23 protein-coding genes are annotated in these 24,284 nt (G+C 75.1%); 14 read left to right on the top strand and 9 right to left on the bottom strand.

Annotation, left to right across the window (positions count from 1 at the left end):
* Positions 1-29 precede the first annotated feature (29 nt).
* The 4 genes from H6H00_RS26460 to H6H00_RS26445 all read left to right on the top strand — a co-directional run bounded on the left by H6H00_RS26460 (position 30) and on the right by H6H00_RS26445 (position 2,876).
* On the top strand, positions 30-716 hold the full coding sequence (locus H6H00_RS26460; protein WP_185718365.1) for a response regulator: 687 nt from the start codon (positions 30-32) through the stop codon (positions 714-716).
* Positions 713-2,074, top strand: coding sequence for a sensor histidine kinase (locus H6H00_RS26455; protein ID WP_185718364.1), 1,362 nt, complete (start codon positions 713-715; stop codon positions 2,072-2,074). The genes H6H00_RS26460 and H6H00_RS26455 overlap by 4 nt, the downstream gene beginning before the upstream one ends.
* Positions 2,075-2,234: 160 nt before the next feature.
* Entirely contained in the window at positions 2,235-2,375 is a 141-nt protein-coding gene (locus H6H00_RS26450; protein WP_185718363.1) for a hypothetical protein, read from the top strand.
* A gap of 51 nt (positions 2,376-2,426) precedes the next feature.
* A complete protein-coding gene (locus H6H00_RS26445; RefSeq protein ID WP_185718362.1) occupies positions 2,427-2,876 on the top strand; it encodes a hypothetical protein in 450 nt (149 codons plus the stop codon).
* 17 nt (positions 2,877-2,893) lie between these two features.
* Here H6H00_RS26445 and H6H00_RS26440 read toward each other — a convergent pair whose 3' ends face one another.
* From H6H00_RS26440 to H6H00_RS26415, 6 genes are all read right to left on the bottom strand, one after another.
* Positions 2,894-4,495 (bottom strand): efflux permease Rv1217c-related protein, encoded by a 1,602-nt coding sequence (locus H6H00_RS26440; protein ID WP_185718361.1) that lies wholly within the window; start codon positions 4,493-4,495, stop codon positions 2,894-2,896.
* Positions 4,492-5,382, bottom strand: coding sequence for an ABC transporter ATP-binding protein (locus H6H00_RS26435; protein ID WP_185718360.1), 891 nt, complete (start codon positions 5,380-5,382; stop codon positions 4,492-4,494). The genes H6H00_RS26440 and H6H00_RS26435 overlap by 4 nt, the downstream gene beginning before the upstream one ends.
* Before the next feature lie 133 nt (positions 5,383-5,515).
* Positions 5,516-7,165 carry an acyl-CoA dehydrogenase family protein gene (locus H6H00_RS26430; RefSeq protein ID WP_185718359.1) on the bottom strand — a complete coding sequence of 550 codons (1,650 nt, stop codon included), beginning with the start codon at positions 7,163-7,165 and terminating at the stop codon, positions 5,516-5,518.
* Entirely contained in the window at positions 7,162-7,827 is a 666-nt protein-coding gene (locus tag H6H00_RS26425) for a TetR/AcrR family transcriptional regulator (RefSeq protein WP_185718358.1), read from the bottom strand. The genes H6H00_RS26430 and H6H00_RS26425 overlap by 4 nt, the downstream gene beginning before the upstream one ends.
* 138 nt (positions 7,828-7,965) lie before the next feature.
* Entirely contained in the window at positions 7,966-9,321 is a 1,356-nt protein-coding gene (locus H6H00_RS26420) for an MBL fold metallo-hydrolase (protein WP_185718357.1), read from the bottom strand.
* A 326-nt stretch (positions 9,322-9,647) separates the two neighbouring features.
* Positions 9,648-9,818 (bottom strand): hypothetical protein, encoded by a 171-nt coding sequence (locus tag H6H00_RS26415; RefSeq protein WP_185718356.1) that lies wholly within the window; start codon positions 9,816-9,818, stop codon positions 9,648-9,650.
* Between the two features lie 311 nt (positions 9,819-10,129).
* Between H6H00_RS26415 and H6H00_RS26410 the strand changes: the two genes are divergently transcribed.
* The 3 genes from H6H00_RS26410 to H6H00_RS26400 all read left to right on the top strand — a co-directional run bounded on the left by H6H00_RS26410 (position 10,130) and on the right by H6H00_RS26400 (position 12,120).
* Positions 10,130-10,471: a rhodanese-like domain-containing protein gene (locus H6H00_RS26410; RefSeq protein WP_185718355.1), complete on the top strand. Its 342-nt coding sequence runs from the start codon at positions 10,130-10,132 to the stop codon at positions 10,469-10,471.
* On the top strand, positions 10,471-11,313 hold the full coding sequence (locus H6H00_RS26405) for a sulfite exporter TauE/SafE family protein (RefSeq protein ID WP_185718354.1): 843 nt from the start codon (positions 10,471-10,473) through the stop codon (positions 11,311-11,313). Before H6H00_RS26410 ends, H6H00_RS26405 begins: the two co-directional genes overlap by 1 nt.
* Before the next feature lie 72 nt (positions 11,314-11,385).
* Positions 11,386-12,120 (top strand): MerR family transcriptional regulator, encoded by a 735-nt coding sequence (locus H6H00_RS26400; protein ID WP_185718353.1) that lies wholly within the window; start codon positions 11,386-11,388, stop codon positions 12,118-12,120.
* A 10-nt stretch (positions 12,121-12,130) separates the two neighbouring features.
* On the opposite strand, the gene H6H00_RS26395 is transcribed toward H6H00_RS26400, so the two are convergent.
* Entirely contained in the window at positions 12,131-14,050 is a 1,920-nt protein-coding gene (locus H6H00_RS26395; protein WP_185718352.1) for a S9 family peptidase, read from the bottom strand.
* A 120-nt stretch (positions 14,051-14,170) separates the two neighbouring features.
* Between H6H00_RS26395 and H6H00_RS26390 the strand changes: the two genes are divergently transcribed.
* From H6H00_RS26390 to H6H00_RS26375, 4 genes are all read left to right on the top strand, one after another.
* Entirely contained in the window at positions 14,171-16,078 is a 1,908-nt protein-coding gene (locus H6H00_RS26390; protein WP_185718351.1) for a S9 family peptidase, read from the top strand.
* Positions 16,075-16,767, top strand: a complete 693-nt coding sequence (locus H6H00_RS26385) for a GOLPH3/VPS74 family protein (RefSeq protein ID WP_185718350.1) — start codon at positions 16,075-16,077, stop codon at positions 16,765-16,767. Before H6H00_RS26390 ends, H6H00_RS26385 begins: the two co-directional genes overlap by 4 nt.
* 141 nt (positions 16,768-16,908) lie before the next feature.
* A complete protein-coding gene (locus H6H00_RS26380; RefSeq protein ID WP_185718349.1) occupies positions 16,909-17,292 on the top strand; it encodes a nuclear transport factor 2 family protein in 384 nt (127 codons plus the stop codon).
* 34 nt (positions 17,293-17,326) lie between these two features.
* Positions 17,327-18,202 (top strand): ketopantoate reductase family protein, encoded by an 876-nt coding sequence (locus tag H6H00_RS26375; RefSeq protein WP_185718348.1) that lies wholly within the window; start codon positions 17,327-17,329, stop codon positions 18,200-18,202.
* Here the strand turns inward: H6H00_RS26375 and H6H00_RS26370 are convergent.
* A complete protein-coding gene (locus tag H6H00_RS26370) occupies positions 18,159-18,770 on the bottom strand; it encodes a TetR/AcrR family transcriptional regulator (RefSeq protein WP_185718347.1) in 612 nt (203 codons plus the stop codon). The genes H6H00_RS26375 and H6H00_RS26370 overlap by 44 nt on opposite strands.
* 91 nt (positions 18,771-18,861) lie before the next feature.
* Between H6H00_RS26370 and H6H00_RS26365 the strand changes: the two genes are divergently transcribed.
* The 3 genes from H6H00_RS26365 (at position 18,862) to H6H00_RS26355 (ending at position 23,262) form a co-directional block, all read left to right on the top strand.
* Positions 18,862-19,725, top strand: a complete 864-nt coding sequence (locus H6H00_RS26365) for an LLM class flavin-dependent oxidoreductase (RefSeq protein ID WP_185718346.1) — start codon at positions 18,862-18,864, stop codon at positions 19,723-19,725.
* A gap of 71 nt (positions 19,726-19,796) precedes the next feature.
* Positions 19,797-22,187, top strand: coding sequence for a phosphoketolase family protein (locus H6H00_RS26360; protein ID WP_221775678.1), 2,391 nt, complete (start codon positions 19,797-19,799; stop codon positions 22,185-22,187).
* Between the two features lies 1 nt (position 22,188).
* Positions 22,189-23,262: an acetate/propionate family kinase gene (locus tag H6H00_RS26355; protein WP_185718345.1), complete on the top strand. Its 1,074-nt coding sequence runs from the start codon at positions 22,189-22,191 to the stop codon at positions 23,260-23,262.
* 3 nt (positions 23,263-23,265) lie between these two features.
* Here the strand turns inward: H6H00_RS26355 and H6H00_RS26350 are convergent, their stop codons facing one another.
* On the bottom strand, positions 23,266-24,258 hold the full coding sequence (locus H6H00_RS26350; protein WP_255425386.1) for an Acg family FMN-binding oxidoreductase: 993 nt from the start codon (positions 24,256-24,258) through the stop codon (positions 23,266-23,268).
* Positions 24,259-24,284 lie beyond the last annotated feature (26 nt).

Here is a 24,284-nt window from a genome sequence, read left to right as displayed (position 1 = left end):
CCGACGGCCCGCCCGGCAGTATGAGCACGATGGATGCGCGACTGCTGATGGTCGAGGACGACGAACGCATCCGCCAGGCGTTGGGCCTGGCCCTCGCCGACGAGGGCTGCGAGGTCGTGGAGGCCGGGTCGGGCGAGGAGGCCCTGCGGCTGATCGGCACCACGGACGTCGACGTCGTGCTGCTCGACCTCATGCTCCCCGGCATCGACGGGTTGGAGGTCTGCCGGCTGCTGCGGTCCCGCGGCGATCTGCCGATCATCATCGTCTCGGCGCGGACCGACACCGCCGACGTGATCGCCGGTCTCGAGGCGGGAGCCGACGACTACGTGACCAAGCCGCTGGTGGCGAGTGAGCTGGCCGCCCGCATCCGCTCCCTGCTCCGCAGGCGCCAGCCGGGGCCGGAGGGTCCGCGGACGCTCCGCGTCGGCGACGTCGAGATCTCCCCCGAGGAGGAGGTCGCCCGGCGGTGCGGCGAGGAGGTGCACCTGACCCGCACCGAGTTCGGGCTCCTGCTCGAGCTCGCCGGGGCCGGGGGCCGGGTCGTGACCCGCGAGGAGCTGCTGCGGCGGGTGTGGGGCTACGACTACTTCGGGGACACCCGCCTGCTCGACGTGCACATCCGCCGGCTGCGCCGCAAGATCGAGCGGGACCCCGACGCCCCGACGTGCGTGCTGACCGTCCGCGGCCGGGGGTACAAGGTGGGACCGGCGGGGTGACCCGCCTGTCGTTGCGGTGGCGGGTGGCCCTGGCCTTCGGTCTGGGCGCCCTGCTGTTCACCGGTGTGTTCGCCACCGCCACGTGGAACCTCGCGTCCGGCTACATGCTGCGCCAGCGCGAGACCAGCGCGTCCCTGCAGGCCGAGCTCAACGTGCGCCTGGTGGAGGCGTCGCTGCGGTCGGGTTCGGAGGGACTGGACGACCTGCTGACCGGGCTGAGCACCGACTCGGAGTCGACGGTGCTGCTGCGCCGCCCGGAGGGGTGGATCACCAGCGGTCGCCAGGTGGACCCCGAGCGGCTCCCGACCGCGCTGCGCGAGCTCGCCCGCCGGGGGACGCCGGCGCTGCAGCGGCTCATGGTCGACCGGGTGCCCGTGCTCGCCGTCACCCATCCCGTCACCTCGGCCGGCACCGCGTACGTCGAGCTGTTCCCGCTCTCGCAGCTCGACCGCACGTTCCGGTTCATCAGCACGGTGCTGGCCGCGGGCGTCGCACTGAGCGCGCTGCTCGGGGTGGCCCTGGGGTCCTGGGCCAGCCGGCGGGCGCTGCGGCCGCTGACCGAGCTGACCGCCGCGGCGTCGCGGGTCGCGGGCGGTGACGTGCGCGCCCGCCTGCCCGAGCAGGGCGACCCGGACCTCGCCCCACTCGCCGTCACGTTCAACCGCACCGCCGAGGCGCTGGAGAACCGGGTGCGCCGCGACGCCCGCTTCGCCGCGGACGTCAGCCACGAGCTGCGCTCGCCGCTGACCACGATGGCCAACGCGGCCGAGGTGCTCGTGCGCCGCCGCGGCGAGATCTCCGGCGTCGCGGGCCGGGCCCTCGACCTGCTGCTCGGGGAGACCGGACGGTTCCAGCGCATGGTCGTGGACCTGCTGGAGATCTCGGGTGACCGGGACGACGGCCCCAGCGAGTCGGTCGACCTCGTCGACCTCGTCGACCTCGTCGACCACGTCGTCGGGGTCCGGGCGTCCGCTCGGCCCGTCGTCGAGTCCGCCGATCCGGCCCCGATCGTGCAGGGCGACCGGCGGCGACTCGACCGGGTGGTGGCCAACCTGCTCGACAACGCGGACCGGTACGGGGGAGGGCCGGTGCGCGTGGCGGTGCTGCGCCGCGGCGGGCAGGCACGCGTCGAGGTGGACGACGCCGGTCCGGGGGTGGCCGAGCAGTACCGTGAGGTGGTGTTCGAGCGGTTCGCCCGCGGTGCGGAGGCGGGTCGCCGGGGCGGGGACGGGGGCAGCGGCCTGGGGCTGGCGCTGGTCGCCCAGCACGTGCGGTACCACGGCGGCGCGGTCTGGGTCGAGGACCGTCCCGGTGGGGGAGCCCGCTTCGTCGTCGAGCTGCCGGAGGCCCCGCGATGATCCGCTGTCGGTCCGTCCTGGTCGCGGTGGCCCTCTTGGCCGTCGGCTCGGGGTGCGGTGTCGGCGTCGACGCCGAGCCCCGGCCGCTGGAACCGATCTCCGTCGGCCCCCTCCAGCCCGCACCGACCGTGGTCGAGCGCCCGGACGACCGGTCCGCCGTGTGCCTGCCCCGGTCGCGCCCGGCGACCCCGACCCCGACCCCGACCCCTTCTGCGGAGGAACGGCCGTCCACCGCCCCGCCGACGACGGAGGCGTGCTGACGCCGGGGAGCCCGGCCCACGCCGACCTGACGACGACCTGACGATCTGCGGCGCGGCGCGCAAGCGGCGCACCCCGTCCCTAGGGTGACCACGTGGATACGGGTGACCAGGTCCCGCGGTTGCTCCGGGCGACCGCCTACTCGGGCGGCGGCCGGCGGATCGGGCCGATCGCCGCAGTCTACGTCGACGAGACCGACCGCCCGGCGTGGGTCTCGATCCTCGTCGATCCGGCGGACGGGGAACGGCTCGTCCCGCTCGCCCGGTCCTGGCTCTACCCGGATCGTCGGCTGGTGGTGGCGGTGATCCGGCGGGCGGTCGAGGAGGCGCCGGTCGCCCCGTCCGGCCATCTCGGTGCCGAGGAGGAGGACCTGCTGTTCCGCTACTACGCGCACGTCATCACCCCGGCGAGCGGCCGCGTCCTGCCCGCGGCCGTCGTCGGCGCGCGGTTGCCGCGCGCGACGGACCCGGCGGCGGTACGACTGCGCCGGGTGACGGCGGCCGCCGTGACCGCCCACTCCGAGGGGAGCGGAGCGCTCGGCTGACCGAGGACGGCCGATCGTCAGCCGATGTCGCGCCGGGAGTGGCTCCACGTCCCGACGAGCGCGAACGCCGCGGCGACGCCGAGCATCGCGATGGCCGCGGGCAGGTCGGGCGGCTCGACGGGTACCGCGGCGAGGTGGTCGAACGGGGACGGCGAGCGGACCCACGCCGGGGCGTCGACGCTGTCGGCGACGACGTCGAGCACGAACCCGCCCGCCGTCGGGAGCATCCCGACAGGGACGACGAGGGTCGGTGCGCGGCCGAGGGCGAGGAGCGCCGCGCCGAGGCCCAGCGCGGTGACCGGCAGCGTGTTCAGCGCCCCGGCCAGTGCGGCGCCGACGGCGAGGGGCGCCCCGGCGACGGTGGTGCCGATCCAGGTCGCGAGTCCGGCGGTGACGGTCAGCGCGACGGCGCCGGCCGCGGTGGCGGCGGTCTCGGCACCGAGCAGGTGGCGGCGGGTGCGTGGGGCGGCGAGCAGGAGGTCGAGGTGCCGGGCCGACTCGGCACGGGCGAGGCCGGCGATGCGGGCGCAGGCGAACCCGCCGAGGGGGATCGCGAGCAGCGCGAACAGGGTGGCCGCGTAGCCCTCGACCGAGCCGAGCTCGGCCAGACCGGCCTGGGCGGCGAGCTCGGCGAACAGCGGGTTGTCGGTGAGGAACGTGGTCATCGACTCCGCGATCAGGCCGATGAGCAGGAAGAACGCGGCGATGCCCACGGTCCAGCCGACGAGCGGGCGGAGCAGCCTGCGGACCGCGAAGGCCGGCAGGGACCCGAGCAGCCGCGTCCGCGGAGGTCGGGGACCGCCCGTGCCGAGCGGCGCGTCGTGCAGGTCGCGGCGGCTCGCGAGCGCGGTGGCGGCGGCGAGCAGCGCGGCCACGGCCGCTGCGAGGACCAGCAGCGGCAGGACGCGGTCGCCGCCGTACGGGCGGGCGAGGGCGGCGAGGCCGAACGGGGACACCCAGTGCAGCCACTCCAGCGCCGGCACCCCGTCGGCGACCATCCGGGCGAGCAGCCCGGACACGAGCAGCGCTACCGCCGCGGCGGCGGCCCGGCCGCGATCGGGCAGGACCTGCGAGGTGACGGCGCCGGTCCCGACGGCCGCGGCACCGATCAGGGCGAGGGACGCTCCGTGGACGGCGGCGCCGCCCGGTGCGGTGCCGGTAGCGATCAGGGCGAGGGTGACGGCGGCGCCGATCGCGGTGACGGCGCCGAGGAGCACGGCGAGATGTGTCGCGACGACCGTGCGGACCGGGACCCGTCCGGCGAGCAGCAGGTCCCACCGGCCCGCGTCCTCCTCGCCGCGCAGGATCCGGGTGGCCGAGAGCGCGGCCCAGACCACGACGAGCACGGCGAGGACGGTGCCGGTGCGCCAGACGGTGAAGCCGCCGGGGTCGTCGAGCGCGACGGGTTCGCCGAACAGGGTGCGGATGGCCGGGTTGCCGGCGAGCGCGGCCAGGGACCCCGCGCCGCCGGGCGCCGAGGCGATCACCTCGGCGTAGGTGGCGGCGACCAGCGCGGACATGCCGGCCGCGACGGCGAGCACGACGCCGGCACCACGGGCGACGAGGCGGGTGGCGAGTGCGGCGACCGGCCGGGCGGTCACCGGCGCGACCGCGGTCACCGTCCGGTCCCGCCGTAGTAGCCGAGGAAGATCTCCTCCAGGGTGGGTTCGCGCATCCGCAGCGAGGTGACGTCGGCGGCGGCGAGGGCACGCAGCGCCGGGGCCGGGGGCCCGACCAGGTCGAAGCGCACCCGTCCGCCGTCGACGGACACCCCGGACACGCCGGGGACCCCGGCCAGGGCCGGTACCGGTCCGCGGACGACGGCGACGACCTCGGTGCGGTGCAGCCCGCGCAGGTCGGCGACGTCGGCGGTCTCGACCAGGCGCCCGGCGCGCAGGATGGCGACCCGGTCGCACACGGCGTCGACCTCGGCGAGCTGGTGGGAGCTGAGGAACACCGTCCGGCCGCGGTCGCGGGCCTGTGCGACGGCGAGCCGGAACTGCTGCTCCATCAGCGGGTCCAGCCCGCTGGTCGGCTCGTCCAGCACGAGGACGGGGGCGCGGGTGGCGAACGCCGCGACCAGGGCGACCTTCTGCCGGTTGCCGGTCGAGTACGTCCGGCCGGGCTTCGACGGGTCGAGCTCGAACCGGTCGACCAGCTCGTCGCGCAGCGCCGGGTCGGTGCCCGGGCCGATCCGGGCGAGCAGCTCCAGGGTCTCGGCCCCGGTCAGGGTGGGCCACAGCGCGACGTCGGCGGGGACGTGCGCGAGGTGCGCGTGCGCGGCCGCGACGTCGGACGCCGGGGTGCCCAGCACCCAGGCCCGGCCGGCGGTGGGCCGGGCCAGCCCGAGCAGCAGCCGGATGGTGGTGGACTTGCCCGCGCCGTTGGGGCCGAGGAACCCGAACACCTCGCCCGGCGCCACCTCGAGGTCGAGCGCGTCGAGGGCGAGGACGCGGCCGTAGCGCTTGGTGAGCCGCTCGGTGCGGAGTGCGGGGACAGCGGGCACGACGGCCTCCGGAGGGCGCTGGTCATCGACGTGCCGACCAGGCTTCCCGGCTCTCCTACGCGGTGACGGTACGCCTCCCCGGCGCTGCCGACCAGGGCGTTCGGTCCGGCGGGTCCGGATCAGCGAGTCCGGTTCAGCCGAGCCGGGCGAAGTCGATGATCGAGGCGGAGTCGACACCGCGCAGGGTGCCGTAGCCCGGCCCCCACCCGGTCCCGAGCCGCGAGGCGACGAACGCGTCGGCGACGGCCGTGGGCGCGTGCTCGACGAGCAGGGCGGCCTGCACGGCCAGCGCGATCTTCGTGACCAGGTAGCGGGTGACCTGGTCGGGGGCCGTGACCAGCTCCTCGATCTCGTCGAGCGCAGCCGCCAGGAGCGGGTGCTCGGCGGCGGCGGGCCGGATCTCGTCGAGGACCGGTTCGATCGCCTTGGGCTCGCGGGTCAGCACCCGGCCGACGTCCATCACCATCATGTTGGACGTGCCCTCCCAGATCGCGTTGAGCGGCGCCTCCCGGTAGTAGCGGGGGCACGGGTGCTCCTCGATGTAGGCGTTGCCCCCGATCGACTGGATGACCTCCTCCGTCACGCCCGCCACCCGTCGGCAGTTCCAGAACTTCGCCACCGGCGTCAGCAGCCGGCTGACCAGGCGCTCGGACACGTCGCCCGGGAGATCCTCGGCGCGGGCGACCCGGAACCCGAGGTGCGCGGCACCCGCCCACTCCAGGGCGATGTCGGCGAGCACGGGGGCCTGGATCGGCAGCTGCGACAGCGGTGCGCCGAACGCGTCGCGGTGGTCGTTGTAGTGCAGCGCCTGCGACAGCGCCGCCCGCATCAGACCGGCCGAACCGACCGCGAAGTCCAGCCGCGTGTACTCGGCCGAGGACAGGATCGTGCGGATCCCCCTGCCCTCCTCACCGACGAGGAGCGCCTCGGCGTCGTGGTACTCGATCTCGGAGGAGGCGTTGGCGCGGTTGCCCAGCTTGTCCTTGAGGCGGTTGATCCTGATCCGGTTCAGGTCCCCGTCGGGCAGCCGGCGCGGGACGAACAGGCAGGACACCCCGCCCTCGGTGTGCGCGACGGTCAGGTAGCCGTCGGCCATGGGCACCGAGGCGAACCACTTGTGCCCGTTGACCAGGTACCGCTCGCCGGGCCCGCGCCTGCCGACGGGGCGCGCGACGGTGACGTTCGCACGGAGGTCCGAGCCGCCGTGCTTCTCGGTCATGAAGTAGCCGATCGTGCCGGCGGTCTTCCGCCCGATCGGCAGGTCGGCCGGGTCGTAGCCCTCCGTCTCGATCGCCCGGGCGAAGTCCGCGAGCTCGGGCTGGTCGCGCAGCACCGGGATCGAGGCGTAGGCCATGCCGATCGGGCACGCGGTCGACCCGTCGATCTGGTTCCACAGGTAGGACAGCACCGCCCGGGCCGAGTGCCCGCCGGGCTCGGTCGCGGTCCAGGCCAGCGAGTGCGTCCCCGAGCCGAAGCCCAGCGCCATCAGCTCGTGGTAGGCGGGGTGGAAGTCGACGTCGTGGACCTCGCGGCCGATGCGGTCGAGCGTCCGCAGCTCGGGGGTGAAGCGCTGGGCGTCGCGGGCGGCCTTGAGCACCTGCGGGTCCCACACCCTCGACCCGAGCTCCTCGGCGCGTCCCCACGCCCACGGGGCGTGCGTCCGCACGATCCCCGCGGCGACCGCGTCCGTGGTGAACGCGTTCACGCCGTTCAGGTCCGGGACCAGGTTGTCGGGGATCGGGCGCTGCGTGGTGAAGTCGGGGTTCGTGCCGGTGATCGTCATGCTCGGTCCTGTCCGGTCGGTGGGGGTGGGCCCGCGACCGCCGCCTGGCAGAAGCGGGCGATCTCGCCGCTGATCGCGTCCCGGTCGGCGGGCCGTACGGCGCGCTCGGCCAGGGGGGCGACCACGCCCTCGAGGAAGGCCCCGACGATCGCCGCCCCACGGATGCGCGCGTCCTGCTCGGCGAACTCGCCGGAGTCGACGCCCTCCTGGATCAGCCCGGCGAAGGCCTGCGCCAGCCCCGCCCGGGCCTCGAGGCGCACCTGGTCCACGGCGGGGTCCATCGGCTCGGCGATCACGGCGTAGGCCAGCCCGTCGCCGCGCAGCGCCCGGTCCACGAACGTCGCGACGGCGTCGCCGATCCGGTCGGTCGCGCTCCGCCCGTGCTCGGCCGCGACGGCGTGCACGACCTCGAGCTCGCGCACGCAGACGACCCGCAGCACCTCCGAGAACAGCGACGCCTTGGACGGGAAGTGGCGGTAGATCGTCCCGGTCGCCACCTCGGCCACGGAGGCGACCACGGCGACCTGCGCGGCGGCGAAGCCCTGCTCGGCCACCACGACCCGGGCCGCCTCCAGGATCCGACGCCGGGCGTCGGCCTGGCGGGCGGCCACCCGGGGGCTCCGGCCGGGGGCCACGGGCGCCGGCCCGGCGGGTGCGACCACGTGCGCTCCTCGGGCCGGCCTCTCGCGGGATGACTGAACGGCGATTCACGACTGAACCACGGTTCAGTCGGGCGGTCAACGGGGCCGGCGGTGAGACCGGCTCCCCGCTGACGGCCGGCGACTCGGCTCTGGTCCCCCTCAGTCGGTGAGCCCGAGCTCCTGGGCGTGCGGGAACTCGTCGGCGACGAGGACGACGTCGAAGCCGGCGCGGTCGAGCAGGCTCGCGCCGATGGAGGCGCGGTAGGCGCTCTGGCAGTGCACCCACAGGCGGCGGTCGGGGAGCTCGTGGAGGCGGTCGGCCAGCTCCGGCAGCGGGATGTGCAGTGCGCCGCGGATGTGCGCGACGGCGTACTCGTCGTCGCGTCGGACGTCGACGATGACGGGGTCCTCGCCGCGCGCCGTGCGGAGCTCGTCGAAGGTGGCGGTGGGGTAGCTGCGGGTGGGGCGGCCGTCGGCGAGGGCGTCGATGGTGCCGGTGGCCCGTCCCCGGGGGCGGTCGATGCCGATCCGGACGAGCTGGCGCTGGGCGTCGGCGACCTGCTCGGCGCTCTCGCCGATCAGGGTGAGGGGGGTGTCCCAGGGGATGACCCAGCCGAGCCAGGTGGCGAACTGCGGGCCCAGCCCGATGCCGACGCTGCCGGTGAGGTGCTGCGCGGCGTAGGCGGTGCGGTCGCGCAGGTCCACCACCCACTCGCCGGCGTCGATCCGCGCAGCGAGCTCGGCGGGATCGAGCACCGGCAGCGGTGAGAGGTCGACGGGCGCGGGCCCGCGCAGGTTCACCGGCGCCATGTGGGCGTAGTAGGCGGGGTAGGCGGTGAGTCCGGCGACGAGGCGGGCCACGAAGGCGTCCTCGTCGGGTTCGAGGACGGCGTCGTTGCGCGCCCGCTCGTCGGCGATGGTCCCGCTCGGGCCGCCGGTCGTCGGGGCGGCCGAGCAGAAGCTGCCGAAGCCGTGGGTCGGGTACACCGCGGTCTCGCCGGGCAGGCTCTCGGCGAGGTGCCGGACCGAGTGGTACTGGGCGCGGGTGAGCTCGTCGGTGCGGGCCGGGTCGACCAGGTCGGTGCGCCCGACGCTGCCGTACAGCAGGGACCCCCCGGTGAACACCGCGGGCGCGGCGGCGGGGTCGCCGTCGCTGATCACGTACGAGAGGTGGGTGAAGGTGTGGCCGGGGGTCGCGACGACCCGGACCGTCATCGCCCCGACGGCGATCTCGTCGCCCGCCCGGACCGGGACCCGGTCGAAGGCGACCGGGTCCTCGGCGTTGACCACGTAGCGCGCGCCGGTCCGGGTGGCGAGCTGCCGGCCACCGGTGACGTAGTCGTTGTGGATGTGGGTCTCGACCACCAGCTCCAGGGTCAGTCCGAGAGCGGAGAGCAGGGCCTCGACGCGGTCGATGTCGCGCTGCGGGTCGACGGCCACCGCGACGGAGCCGTCGTGCGCCAGGTAGCTGCGGTCGCCCAGCTCCTCGGTGGCGATCACCTCGACGTTCACCATGCGGAATCCCCGTTCAAATGTACGTACATCTGACGGTGACGGTAGGGCTGCCCGGGTCTCCGGTCAAGGCGGATCGGGCGTCGACGGGGGAGGGGCTCCCCGGCGTCGAACGCCGTGACGCGGCCGGCTCGCGGATCGACCGCGTACCGGGTCACGTGTCGGGACGACTGCTCCCGTGCGTCGACGCCGTCGATCCCGCCGACCGACGCCGCCCCGGAGCGGTGGGACGTGGGGTCGCCCCGAGCGGTGCGGCGGGCGTGCCCGCGTCGGCGGTGGACGCCGCCCGGCGTCGCGTGGTCGTCGTCGGACCGGTGTGGCCGGACGGATCAGAACGGCACCGACGCCGCGTGCGCAGCACGCACGGCGTCGGCGATACGACCCAGGACGGGCCGCCGCGGTGCGTCGACGGACTCACGGCCGTCGACGTGCTCCTCGCGGGCCACCGGGTCGGGAGACCGGTCCGCGGGGTGGGGGGAACGGGCGTCTGTCGTGCTCATCGGGCGAACGCTTCCGCTGGTCGGGGGGTGACCGGGTCCCGGCGCGTGCCGGACCGTCGGATCACCGGGACTCGAGGCCCGCCCGACAGCGACGATCGTCGACCGACAGCTGGTCCGTCGCGAGCAGGCACACGCAGAACGTGTGGCGCGTCGAGGACTTCACCGTGGTCACGGCCCATTCGACCACCCCGCCGACCCGCTGGGCAACGCATCGGCCCAGGTGGTGGGAGCCGTGCGCGCCGGTCCTTGCTGCCCCGGATAAATGAACGTACATTTGCCGCGTCAGTCCACGATGTGGCAGGGGAGAGCCGATGGCCGCCGTTGACCCGATCGCCGAGGTCGATCCGATGACCGCGCACGAGATGGCGGCGCGCGGTGCCCTGCTCCTGGACGTCCGCGAGCCCGAGGAGTGGCGCATCGGGCACATCGCCGATGCCGTCCACCTGCCGCTGGGCGACCTGCAGCCGGCGTCGGTCCCGCGCAGCCGGACCGTGATCGCGGTGTGCCGCTCGGGCAACCGGTCGGGCAGGGCGGCCGTCGCGCTCGCCGCCGCCGGGGTGGACGTCCGCAACATGGCAGGTGGCATGAAGGCCTGGGCCGACGCCGGGCTCCCGATCACCACCGACGACGGCGCACCGGGCGCGGTCGGCTGATGACGGTCCTCGCGGCGGCGCTCGGCCTGGTCATGGGCCTGGTCGTCGGCGCGCTCGGCGGGGGCGGCGGGGTCCTGACCGTCCCGCTGCTGGTCTACCTCCTCGGGTTCACCGCGCAGAGCGCGACGACCAGCAGCATCGTCATCGTCGGCATCACCGCGCTCGCCGGCACCCTGGCCCGCCTCCGCGGGGACCGCATCGACTGGCGCACCGGGTTGACCTTCGGGGCGCTGGGTGTCCCCGCCGCGTTCCTGGGCACGCTGCTCAACCGGCACGTCGACCAGCGCGTGCTGCTCCTGGCCTTCGCCGCGGTCACCGCGCTCGCCGCCGCCGCCATGCTGGTCGACGGCCGCCCCGGTCGCCCGACGACCACGGGGCCGGCCGGCGAACCCTCGTCGGCGCCGCCCGGTGGCGCCGTGTCGACCGCCGTGCGCATGGCGGTGCCGGTGCCCACCCGACGCCGCCGGCTCGGCACCGCGGCCAAGATCGTTCTGAGCGGCCTCGTCGTCGGCTTCATGACCGGGTTCCTGGGTGTCGGCGGCGGGTTCCTCGTCGTCCCGGCCCTGGTGATCGTCCTGCGCATGCCGGTGTCGCAGGCCGTCGGCACCTCGTTGCTGATCATCAGCCTCAACGCGGTGTCGTCGATGGCATCGCGGCTGGGTGCCCCGCTGGACCTGGACTGGCGGATCGTCGTCCCCTTCACCCTGCTCGCCGTCGTGGGCAGCGTCCTGGGCAAGCGGGTCGCGGAGCGGCTCTCCGGCAACGCCCTGACCAGGAGCTTCGCCCTCATGCTGCTGCTCGTCGGGGGTGTCGTCGCGGTACGGGCCCTCGGCATCCTCTGACCGACCGCCACTCCGCGGACCGTCAGGGTCGTCCTTGACCGTGCCGCTGCGGCACGGTGTGGGGTGGGGGCCATGTCCTGGAGCACCCGTGAGATCGCCGACCTGGCCGGGACCAGCCTGCGGGCGGTCCGGCACTACCACGACGTGGGCCTGCTGCCCGAGCCCGAGCGACGCTCCAACGGCTACAAGCAGTACGGCGTCGCCCATCTCGTCCGGCTGCTGCGGATCAAGCGTCTGGTCGATCTCGGCTTCTCGTTGAGCCGGATCGCGGAGCTCGGCGAGGACGACCACCATCCCGCCGAGGCGCTGCGGGCCCTGGACGCCGAACTGGCCGCGACGATCGAGCGGCTGCAGCGGGCCCGGACGGAGCTCGGGCTGATCCTGCGCCACCACGTCCCGGCCGACTGGCCCGCCGACGTCGCCCCGCCGGACGCGGCGGTGCGGATGTCGGAGGCCGACCGGTCGCTGGTGGCGGTCATGAGCCGCGTCCTCGGCCCGCAGCGGCTGGAGGCTTACGCGGAGTTGCTGCGCGCCGCGCCGCGCGACCCCACCGACGGCGAGTTCGACGCGCTGCCCGCCGACGCCGACGAGGCGACCCGGCAGGACCTCGCCGAGCGCATGGCCCCGCACCTGCGCAGGATCCAGGAAGACCACCCGGGGCTGGCGGACCCGCACACCGACGCCCCGCGCGGCGCGCGGTTCGTCTCGGACGTGGCCGCGGCCGCGATGCGGGAGCTCTACAACCCGGCCCAGCTCGACGTCTTCCGCCGGGCCCGGGACGTGCTGCGGGCCGAGCGGGAGGGCTGAACCCGCCCGGTCACCGGTCGTCGTCGTCCGGCGCCCGGCGCCCGCCCAGGTGCTCGGCGAAGTGCCGCTCGACGGCCCGGTAGAGGCGGGCCCGGTTCTCCGGGTTCTCGAAGCCGTGGCCCTCGTCCGGCGCGAGCAGGTACTCGACCGGGACACCGCGCTCGCGCAGCGACGCGACGATGTTGTCGGACTCCGCCTGCACGACCCGGACGTCGTTGGCGCCCTGGGCGACGAGCAGCGGGGTCCGGATGCGGTCGACCATCGTGATCGGGGAGCGGGCCAGCATGTCGGCCCGCTGCTCCGGGTCGTCGGGATCTCCGACGTAGGCGATCCAGTTGTTGGTCAGGGCCGCCCGGGCGAACGGGGGCAGGGTCGCCAGGAAGTTCACGAGATCCGAGACGCCGACGTAGTCGACGGCGGCGGCGAAGTAGTCCGGGGTCACGGTGACGCCGACGAGCGCGGCGTACCCGCCGTAGGAGCCGCCGTAGATGCCGATGCGGCCGGGGTCGGCGTAGCCCTGCGCCACGGCCCAGTCGGCGGCGTCGATGAGGTCGTCGTGCATGGCGCGGGCGAACTCGCCGACCGCGGCGGTGACGTGGCGGCGGCCGTGGCCCAGCGAGCCGCGGAAGTTGACCTGGAGCACCGCGTACCCGCGGTTGGCCAGGAACTGCGCGTCCGGGCTGAAGCCCCACGAGTCGTGGTACCAGGGCCCGCCGTGGACCAGGAGCACCAGCGGCAGGCCCTGCGGCGCCACCCCGACGGGGAGCGTGAGGAGGGCGTGCAGCGGCAGGCCGTCGCGGGCCGGGAACCGGACCGGCGTCATCGGGGCCAGCGTCTCGGGGCCGAGGGACCGCCTGCGGCGGAACAGCAGGCGGGCCTCGCCGGTCGAGTGGTCGTAGAACCAGGTGACCCCCGGGTCGCGGTCGTGGACGAACGTGGCGACCCAGCGCTGCTCCGCGTCGTCGCAGGACAGCGTGCCCAGCACCCCGTCCGAGAGCTTCTCCAGTGCGGCGTACACCTCGGCGAACGCCGGGTCGACCACCTCGACGTGCGGCCGGTCGCCGACGAAGCGGGCGGCCAGGACCTCCCCGTTCCGGCGGGTGTACACCGTCGGCGGGAGCACGCCGGGCAGCATCGTGCCGGTGACGTCGAGGTCGAGGCCCTCGACGGCGGCGACGACGGTCTCCTCGCCGGTCGTGCGGTCGATGCGGACCAGCCGCAGGTCGTCGGAGTCCTGGTAGGACCCGACGAGCAGGCCCTGGCCGTCGGCGGTGACCAGCTGCGGATGGACGCCCATCGGGTGCTCCACGCCGCCCGTGGTCCGCAGCGGCCGCGCCGCCCCGGTCACGGGGTCGACGGCGGAGAACTCGATGGTCCCGTCCGGTGCCTGCGCCGTGCGGAAGGCCGGCCGGCCGTCGCGGTCGAGCAGGACGCTGGTGGTCGGGTCGTCCTGCTCGAGGTGCACGACGGTCTCGCCGGTGGCGACGTCGACCCGGAAGACGTCGAAGACGAGTGGCCGCCGGTTCATCCAGACCAGGACGGTTCCCGGGACGGGCGGGTGCGGCGCGACGCCGACCACGCGCGATCCCGGGTCCATCGGCGTCAGGTCGACGGCCGGCTCGTCCGGATGCCCGAGATCGGCCCGGAACAGGTGCCAGTCCTCGTTCCCGTCGGTGTCCTGCAGGTACAGCAGGAAGCGCGGGTCGTCGGTCCAGTGGTAGGTCGTGATCCCGCGCCGGGCGTCCTGGGTGACGGGGACGGCCTCGTCGTGGGTCTGCCCGATCCCGCGGACCCACACGTTGCGCCGCCCCCGGTGCGGGGCGAGGTAGGCGATCCGCGTGCCGTCGGGGGAGATCGACGCGACGGCGAACTCGGGGTCGCCGAAGAACTCGTCGATGTCGAGGAGATCGGGCAGCGGTGCGGTGGTCATCGGTTCTCCCGTGCTGGTGCGGCTCGTGGCGGGATCCACGCAACACCGTGCCGCCACGGCAGGGTCAAGTCCGGCCGCCGGGCTTGACCCTGCCGCAACGGCACGGTGTCCGATGGTGCCGTGACCGACGAACAGAGCAGTGTGCAGACCCGGCCCGCGCCGATCGACGTCGAGACGCTGTTCGCGGACCCGCCGTTCTCGCACGCGTCGATCTCGCCGGACGGGACACGGATCGCCTACCTCGCCCCGCACCGCGGGCGCCGCAACGTCTGGGTCCGCGGCATCGACCGGACCCATGACGACGCCGTCGCCGTCACCCACGACACCCGCCGCGGGATCACCACCTACCACTGGACCGACGATCCCCGCTGGCTGGTCTACCTGCAGGACACCGACGGCGACGAGGACTGGCACCTGCACCGGGTCGACCTGGACGCCCCGGACGTCCCGGCCGTCGACCTCACCCCGATGGAACCGGGATCGCGGGTGTTCGCCGTCGACACCGAGACCACGGTGCCCGGCACCGCGATCGTCTGGATGAACCCCCGCCCGCTCTTCGTCGACGTGTTCCGCCTCGACCTGGCCACCGGCCGGACCACCCCGCTCGTCGAGCGCGACGACCCGAGCGAGTTCTTCCTGCTCGACCGCGACGGGCAGGCGACCTGGTTCGTGTCGAAGGACGAGGACGGCACCCACGAGGTCCACGCGGTCGACCGCGCGACCGGCGTGCGCCGCCTGCTGCACCGGCTCGACGGTCCGTCGCACCCGGTGGGCTTCTTCCTCCTCCCGCTGCCCGACGGCAGCGGTGCCCTGCTCGGCGACCACCACGACTCCGACGACCTGCGCCTGGTCCGCCTGGACCGCGACACCGGCGAGCTCACCGTCGTCGCCGCCGTGGACGGGCACAGCCTGGACACCCTCAGCTCCGCCTCCGACACCCTGCCGCCGACGGTGTTCGCCAGCCGCCGCACCGGGGAGGTCCTCGCCGCCCGCTTCACCGGCGACCGGCCGCAGGTCGTGGCGATCGACCCGCACTTCGCGCAGGTCCAGGCCGCGCTGGAGGGGCTCACCGACGGCGTGCTGGGCTGGGTGAGCTCCGACCTGGGCGAGCAGCGCTGGGTCGCGACCTTCGTCCACGACCGCGAACCCCCGACGACGTGGTTCTACGACCACTCCACCGGGCGGGGCCGCCTGCTGTTCCGCGACGAGCGCCTGGACCCGGCCGCCCTCGCCCCGACGACGGCGGTCCGGTTCCCGGCCCGCGACGGGCTGCCGCTGCACGGGTTCCTCACCCTGCCGGTGGGCGTCGAGCCGCGTGACCTGCCGCTGGTGCTGCTCGTGCACGGCGGACCGTGGATGCACGACACCTGGGGGTACAACGCGGCCGTGCAGTTCCTGGCCGACCGCGGCCATGCCGTGCTGCGGGTCAACTTCCGCGGGTCGACCGGGTACGGGCGCCGGCACCTGACCGCCGCGATCGGCGAGTTCGCCGGGGCGATGCACGACGACCTCATCGACGCCGTCGACTGGGCGGTCGCGCAGGGATACGCCGACCCGGAGCGCCTGGCGATCGTGGGCGGGTCCTACGGCGGGTACGCCGCGCTCGTCGGGATCACCGTCACACCGGAGAAGTTCGCGGCGGCCGTCGACTACGTCGGCATCTCCGACCTCGCGAACTTCCTGTCGACCCTGCCCCCGTTCGTCCGGGCCAACATGACCAACAACTGGATCGCCTACGTCGGCGACCCCGACGACCCCGACGCGCTCGCCGACATGCGCCGCCGCTCGCCCGTGACGATGGTCGACCGCATCCGCACGCCGCTGCTCGTCGCCCAGGGCGCCAACGACGTTCGGGTCGTGCAGGCCGAGTCCGACAACATCGTCGCCCCGCTGCGGGAGCGCGGGGTCCCCGTCGAGTACCTCGTCGCCGAGGACGAGGGACACGGCTTCGACAACCCGGAGAACCAGGTCATGCTGTTCCGCGCCATCGAGGAGCACCTCGCCACCCACCTCGGCGGCCGGGGATGAGCGCCCCGGAACCGGGATCGGCGGCGCCGCTGCTGGCCGAGGACGTCGTGCTGCTGCTGTTCGACCCGTCGTCCGGGACGATCGCGGGGGAGGGGACGCTGTTCTACCTCCTCGGCGGCGCGCTGCTCGCCGAGCTCGCCCTGCTCGGGCTGGCCCGGACCGAGGACGCCGGCTTCCGCGGCACCCTCGTCCACCCGGCCGGGGACGGCCCTCCCGCGGACGCGCTCCTGCGCTCCGCGCGGGACCACGTGGCCGAGAAGCCGCGCGACGTGCAGACCGTGCTCGCGGCCATCGGCCCGCCGCTGCGCGGGCCCGTGCTCGACCGGCTCGTCGGGCGCGGGGACCTGACCCGGTCGACCCGCCGGACCCTCGGCCTGTTCACCTCGACGCGGCTGGGGCTGGGGGACACCGGCCGCCGGGCGGCCCTCGTGCAGCGCGTGCGCGCCGTGCTCGTCGACGGTGTGGAGCCCGACCCGCGCACCGCGGCGTCGGCGGCGCTGCTGTCGGCGAGCGGCGCGCTGCCGACGCTGCACCGCGAGATCCCCTGGACCCGCCCCGTCATCGCGCGGGCCGCGGCGCTCCAACAGGGCGACTGGGGCGCCGCCGCCGCGGGGGCAGCGGTCGCCCGCACCGTGACCGCGGTCGTGACCAACGCCCTCTCCGTCGCCGCCGTCCTCCCGCGCGGCTGACGCCGCGACCCACCCGCCGAGGAGATCCCCCGTGCCCCACCGAACGCCGGCCCCACCGAACCCCGGCCCCCGTCGACCGGCGATGAGCCCGGCCGCCGCCCGGTGCACGCTGTGAGCCCGCCCCGCGGCACGATCGGACCCGTGCCCGATCTGCAGCGCAACAAGGACACCGTCCTCGCCTTCTACGACCTGATGTTCAACCGGTGCCGCCCGGCGGAGGCGCTCGAGCGCTACGCCGGGGACACCTACACCCAGCACAACGTGCACGTCGCCGACGGCAAGGAGGCCTTCGTCGCGTACTTCGAGCGGATGGCCGAGGACTTCCCCGGCAAGCACGTGCGGTTCGTCCGGGTGATCGCCGAGGGCGACCTGGTCGTCCTGCACTGCCACCAGACCTGGCCCGGCAGCGACGACTACGCCGGCATCGACATCTTCCGCCTGGACGACGGGGGCCGGATCGTCGAGCACTGGGACGTCCTGCAGGTCGTCCCCGCCACCTCGGCCAACGACAACGGCATGTTCTGACCGGCCGCCTCCCGGCACCTGCGACGATGGCGGCATGGCGGACAGGATCGCGGTGCTCGGGGCCGGGGCCGTGGGCGGGATGCTCGCGGTGCTGCTCGCGGAGGCCGGACACGAGGTGACCGTGCTGGCGTCGGAGCGCACCGGCACCGCGATCAACGTCGGCGGCCTGACGCTGCGCAGCGGCCGGTACGGCGAGATCGCCGCACGGGTGCCCGCGCGGCCGTGGCTGACCGCGCCCGTCGACGTGCTGTTCGTCGCGGTCAAGGCGCCCGACCTGCTCGCCGCGCTCTCCCGGGTGCCGGCCGGCCTGGTCGACGGGGCTGCGGTGGTGCCGCTGCTCAACGGCGTCGACCACGTGCCGCTGCTGCGCGCGGCGTACCCGCGGGCCGACGTCGTGCCGATGACGGTCGCGGTCGAGGCGACGCGGGTGGCGCCCGGGGTGGTCGAGCACCTGTCCCCGTTCGCCGACTACGCGATCACCGCGGGGGACCGGGACGTCGACCCCGGCGGGCTGCTGCGCGACGCGGGCCTCGACGTCGACACCTCGGCGCCGGACGAGGCCACCCTGCTGTGGCGCAAGCTGTGCTTCCTCGGCCCGTTCGCGCTGCTCACCACGCGCGCGATGGAGCCGATCGGGCCCGCCCGCGAGGCCGGGTCGACGCGGTTGGACGCCCTCGTGGAGGAGGCCGTGGCCGCCGCGACGGCGTCCGGGGCGACCCCCGACGGGGCCGCCGTCCGCGCCCGGCTGGGCGGGATGCCGGCGACGATGCGCTCGTCGATGCTCAAGGACGCCGAGGCCGGGGCCGTGCTGGAGCTCGACGCCATCGCCGGCCCGATCCTGCGGGCCGCCCCCGACGGCGCCCCGGTCACCCGCGGGATCGTCGCGGAGATCGCGGCGGCGGGTCGCTGAGCGGCCTCACGCCGGGACCGCTGCGCAGCCCGGCGATGACGAGCGCCACCATCCGCCGCGCGTCGTAGCGGGGGTCGTCCTCCGCGCCGGCGCAGAGGTTGCCGACGCCGCGGAGCAGCTCGTAGGGGTCCTGGCCGGGGGCGATCTCCCCGGCCGCGGCGGCGGCGGACAGCAGGTCGGCGCACACCGGCACGAGCCGGTCGAGGAAGTGCGCGTGCAGGGTCGCGAAGGCGGCGTCGTCGGACTGCAGCGCGGCGGCCAGGCCATGCTTGGTGACCAGGAAATCGACGAACAGGTCGATCCAGCGGGCCAGCGCGGCGTGCGGGCCCGCGCCTCCCGCCAACAGGGCGGGCCCCGCCTCGGCGCACGCCTGCACCTGGTGCCGGTAGACGGCGACGATGAGGTCGGCCCGCGTCGGGAAGTGGCGGTAGATCGTGCCGACGCCGACGCCCGCGGCCGCGGCGACGTCGCGGACCGGGACGCCCACGCCGGAGTTCACGAAGGCGGCGGCCGCCGCGTCGAGCAGCGACGCCTCGTTGCGCTGTGCGTCGGCCCGCTTCCTCGGCATCTCGCCCCTCCTCGCGATACGGAACACGGTTCCGTATCGTGTGAACGGAACGTTGTTCCACTTGTTGTGAGCGTGCCAGAGAGGCCCCACCATGTCGCACCCCACCCGGTTCGGGATCATGACCGCCCCCTCCCAGGTCGCCTACCCCGACCTCCTCCGGGTCTGGCGCGAGGCCGACGCGCTCCCGGAGATCGAGCACGCGTGGCTGTTCGACCACCTCATGCCGATCTTCGGCGACCCGGCCGGACCGACGTTCGAGGGCTGGACGCTGCTCTCGGCACTGGCCGCGCACACCGAGCGGCTGCGCCTCGGCGTCCTCGTCACCAGCAACCGGTTCCGCCCGCCCGCGGTGCTGGCCAAGATCGCCACGACCGTCGACGTCGTCTCCGGCGGCCGGCTCGACTTCGGCATCGGCGTGGGGTCCCGGCCCGGTCACCCGCTGGCGCGCCGGGAGTACGACGCGCACGGGCTGCCCTTCCACGACGCCGCCGACGCCGTCGCCGGGCTCGCGGAGGCGCTCACGGTGATCCGGCGGCTCTGGACCTCCGACGAGCCGTTCGACGCCCACGGCGCGCACGTGCGCCTCACCGGCGCCTTCGCCAGCCCCAAGCCGGTCCAGCGCCCGCACCCGCCGATCATGATCGGCGGCCGGGCCGCGTCGACGCTGCGGGTGGTCGCCGAGCACGCCGACCTGTGGAACATCCCGGGCGGCGACCTCGCCGACGCCGTTGCCCGCAGCGCGCTCCTGGATCGCTACTGCGCCGACATCGGCCGCGACCCGGCCTCGATCACCCGCTCGATCCACCTGCCGGTCTCCTACGACGACCCCGCCGCCACCCGGGACGCGATCCGGGAGGCGGTCGGTGCGGGCTTCTCCCACGTCGTACTGGGGCTGCCGGCGCCCTATCCGGCGTGCGTCGCGCGGTGGGTCGTCGACGAGCTCGTGGCCCGCTAGGCCCGACCGGCCCGGCGGGCGGGGACCTTCGCCGGTACCGGCGCCCGCGCCACCCGGGTCACGGTGGGGCCGTGCTGCACACCCCCGCGCCGACCCCGACCTGCACCACCGCCGAGCTGGAGCTGATCGACGCCTGGTGGCGGGCCGCCAACTACCTGTCCGTCGGCCAGATCTACCTGCTGGACAACCCGCTGCTGCGCGAGCCGCTCGCCGCCGCGCACGTCAAGCCGCGGCTGCTGGGGCACTGGGGCACGACACCCGGGCTGAACCTGCTCTACGCGCACATGAACCGGGCGATCCGGGACCGCGACCTCGACGCCCTCTACGTCACCGGTCCCGGCCACGGCGGGCCCGGGCTCGTCGCCAACGCCTACCTCGAGGGCACCTACAGCGAGGTGTACCCGTCGATCGGCACCGACGAGAACGGCATGCGCGCGCTGTTCCGCCAGTTCTCCTTCCCCGGCGGCATCCCCAGCCACGTCGCGCCCGAGACGCCCGGCTCGATCCACGAGGGCGGCGAGCTGGGCTACGCGCTGGTGCACGCGTTCGGCGCGGTGTTCGACAACCCCGACCTGGTCGCGCTGTGCGTCGTGGGCGACGGAGAGGCCGAGACCGGCCCGCTCGCGGCGAGCTGGCACTCGAACACCTTCCTCAACCCGGTCACCGACGGGGCGGTGCTCCCGGTGCTGCACCTCAACGGCTACAAGATCGCCAACCCGACGGTGCTGGCCCGCATCCCGGAGTCCGAGCTGCTCGACCTGATGCGCGGCTACGGCTACGCGCCGCACGTCGTCTCCGGTGACGACCCCATGACGGTCCACGCCCGGCTCGCGGCGACCCTCGACGCGGTGCTCGACGAGATCGCCGCGATCCAGCGCGCGGCCCGCAGCGGCGGCGCGGTGACGCGTCCGGCGTGGCCGATGATCGTCCTGCGCACCCCGAAGGGCTGGACGGGCCCGAAGGAGGTCGACGGGCTCCCCGTCGAGGGCACCTTCCGGGCCCACCAGGTTCCGGTCGCGCAGACCCGGACGGACCCGGCCCACCGCGCGCTGCTCGAGGAGTGGATGCGCAGCTACCGCCCCGAGGAGCTGTTCGACGCGACCGGTGCGCTCCTGCCGGAGCTGCGGGCCCTGGCCCCGCGCGGGTCCCGCCGGATGAGCGCCAACCCGCACACCAACGGCGGGCTGCTGCTGCGCGACCTGGTGATGCCGGACTTCCGCGCCCACGCCGTGCCCGTCGAGCGGCCGGGGACCGGGTCGAGCAGCGCCACCGGCGTGCTGGGCGGCCTGCTGCGCGACGTGATCGTCGCCAACCCGGACCGGTTCCGGCTCATGGGCCCGGACGAGACGGCGTCGAACCGGCTGCAGGCGGTGTTCGAGGTGACCGACCGCGCCTGGGTCGCGCAGACCGTCCCCGGCGACGACCACCTCGCCCCGGACGGACGGGTGATGGAGGTGCTGTCCGAGCACCTGTGCCAGGGCTGGCTGGAGGGCTACCTGCTGACCGGGCGGCACGGCATGTTCACCTGCTACGAGGCGTTCGTGCACATCGTCGACTCGATGGTCAACCAGCACGCGAAGTGGCTCAAGACCACGAACCACATCCCGTGGCGGGCCCCGATCGCGTCGCTGAACTACCTGCTGACCAGCCACGTCTGGCGCCAGGACCACAACGGCCTGTCCCACCAGGACCCGGGCTTCATCGACCACGTGGTCAACAAGAAGGCCGCGGTCGTCCGCGTCTACCTGCCGCCGGACGCCAACACGCTGCTCTCCGTGGCCGACCACTGCCTGCGCAGCCGGCAGTACGTCAACGTGATCGTCGCGGGCAAGCAGCCGGCGCTGAACTACCTGACGATGGACGAGGCGGTCGCGCACTGCACCCGCGGACTGGGGATCTGGCCGTGGGCCGGGACCGCCGACGCCCCGGGAACGGAGACCGGCCCCGACGTCGTCCTCGCCTGCGCGGGCGACACCCCGACCCTGGAGGCCGTGGCCGCGGCCGACCTGCTGTGCACGCACCTGCCGCAGCTGAGCGTGCGGCTGGTCAACGTCGTGGACCTGATGCGCCTCGAACCCGCCACCGAGCACCCGCACGGGCTGCCCGACCGCGACTTCGACGCCCTGTTCACCACCGACAAGCCGGTGATCTTCGCCTACCACGGCTACCCGTCGCTGATCCACCGGTTGACCTACCGGCGCACCAACCACCGCAACATCCACGTGCGCGGCTACACGGAGGAGGGCACGACCACGACGCCGTTCGACATGGTGATGATGAACGACCTCGACCGGTTCCGGCTGGTCATGGACGTCATCGACCGCGTACCGGGGCTCGGCGCCGCCGGGGCGACGGTGCGGCAGCGGATGGTCGACGCCCGGATCGCCGCCCGCGCCCACACCCGCGAGCACGGCGAGGACGACCCCGCCATCGCCGACTGGGTGTGGCCGGACCGGTCCTGACGTGCGGGTGCTGGTCGTCAACGCCGGGTCGTCGAGCATGAAGCTGCGCCTGCTCGACGCCCGCGACGCCGTCGAGCGGAGCGCGGACCTGCCCGGGGGCGTCGGCCCCGCGGAGGTCACCGACGCGCTGCGCGGCTGGCCGGGGCCCGACGCCGTCGGGCACCGCGTCGTGCACGGGGGGACGTCGTTCACCGGGCCGGTGCGGGTCGACGCCGCGGTCCGCGCGCGCCTGGCGGACCTGACCGACCTGGCCCCGCTGCACCAGCCCCCGGCGCTCGCCGCGCTCGACGCCGTGACCGCGCTGCTGCCGGACGTGCCCGCGGTGGCCTGCCTGGACACCGCCTTCCACGCGACGCTGCCGCCCGCGGCCGCGACCTACCCGGTGCCCCGCGGGTGGCGCGAGCACCTCGGGGTGCGCCGCTACGGCTTCCACGGGCTGTCCCACGCCTCCTGCACCACCCGGGTCGGGGAGCTCCTCGGCGGGCCGGTCCACCGGCTCGTCACCTGCCACCTGGGGGCGGGGGCGTCGCTGGCCGCGGTCCTCGACGGCCGCAGCGTCGACACGACGATGGGCTTCACCCCGCTCGACGGGCTGGTCATGGCCACCCGGTCCGGCAGCGTCGATCCCGGCCTGGTCCTGTGGCTGTGCGGGCGGCTGCCGGTCGACGAGGTCTCCGCCGCGCTGGAGCACCGCTCCGGGCTCGCCGCGTTCGGCGGGTCCGGGGACCTGAGGGTGATCGAGGCGGCCGCGGACCGCGGCGACGCGGACGCCCGGCTCGCCCTCGACGTCCACGCGCACCGCCTGGTGGCCGGCGTGGCCGCGATGGCCGCCGCGCTCGGCGGGCTGGACGCGCTCGCGTTCACCGGCGGGGTGGGGGAGAACTCGGCGGCGGTGCGCGGGCGGGTGGCGCGCGGGCTGGGGTTCCTCGGGGTGGGGATCGACGGCCCCCTCAACGCGGCCGCCCGCGGCGACGCCGAGGTGAGCGCGCCGGGCGCGCGCGTCCGCACCCTGGTGGTGACCGCGCGGGAGGACCGGCAGATCGCGCGCGAGACCCGCCGCGTGCTCGGCGGGTGAGCCTCAGCCGGTGCGCAGGACGTGGTCGAGCGCGCGCCGGGGGGTGGACACCAGCGCCGCGGAGTCGGGATGGGCCCAGCCGACGCGCAGCACGATCTGCGGGAAGCGCTGGGGCCCGACGACGTTGCGGCCGATCGCGGTCCGCGTGCCGGCGACCTCCAGCGGCTGGCTCAACGGGGTGGTGGCCAGGCCGAGGTCGGTCGCGGCCAGCAGCACCGCGCTCGTCGCCTCGCCCGCGCGCAGCGTGCCGAGTGCGTCGCCGGTGGCCGCCGAGAGCACCGTCAGCACCGACGCGTCGACGTGCTCGACGCTGTGCGGCGGCTGCACCAGCCCGGCGCGCGGGAACGGCCGCATCGGGACGTCGTCCGGCCGTCCGCCGCCGACCGCGGCGACGACGTCGGGGCGGACGCCGTCGCGGGAGCCGGAGTGCCGGCCGGTCCAGATCGCGAGCTCGGCGGCGTACCCGGCCTGCTGGCGCTGCAGGGTCGCGGAGCGGGTGAGGATCTCCAGCAGCCTCCGGCGCGCGTCGCCGGGGCCGACGACGTGCAGGTGGGCGCCCCATCCGGCGGCCGTGCGGACCAGCGCGTCGAGGAGGGCCGCCTCGACGTGGCGCGCGGCGAACCGCCTGCGGTCGGTGTGCCGCCGCGGGATCGCCCCGGCCAGCCGCACCGCGCCGGGGGAGGGGACGTCGTCGGTCGGCCGGACGTGGGCCAGGTGCCCGGAGTCCTCGGGGTCGGGGAAGCGGGTGACCCGCGCGGAGAACCCGAGACCGGCGAGCGCGACGAGCAGGTGGTGCAGGGCGGCGCCGCAGCTGAGCAGCAGGTCCCGGCCGTCGGGGTCGGTCGCGGGCAGCCGCCGGTCGGGGTCGGCGAACAGGTCCACGCCGTCCGGGCCGATCCGCCACCGCCACGGCTGGGCGTTGTGGACCGACGGCGCGTGGATCGCGTACTCCACGGCCCGGCGCAGCACCGCCGCGTCGGGCAGGACGGTCGACACGGCGCAGCCTCCGATTCCGGCGACCC

It is taken from the genome of Pseudonocardia petroleophila, assembly GCF_014235185.1.
In the GTDB taxonomy this organism is placed as follows: Bacteria; Actinomycetota; Actinomycetes; order Mycobacteriales; family Pseudonocardiaceae; genus Pseudonocardia; species Pseudonocardia petroleophila.
The sequence above is the reverse complement of the archived record's forward strand: the minus strand, read 5'-3'. Positions and strand labels throughout refer to the sequence as shown.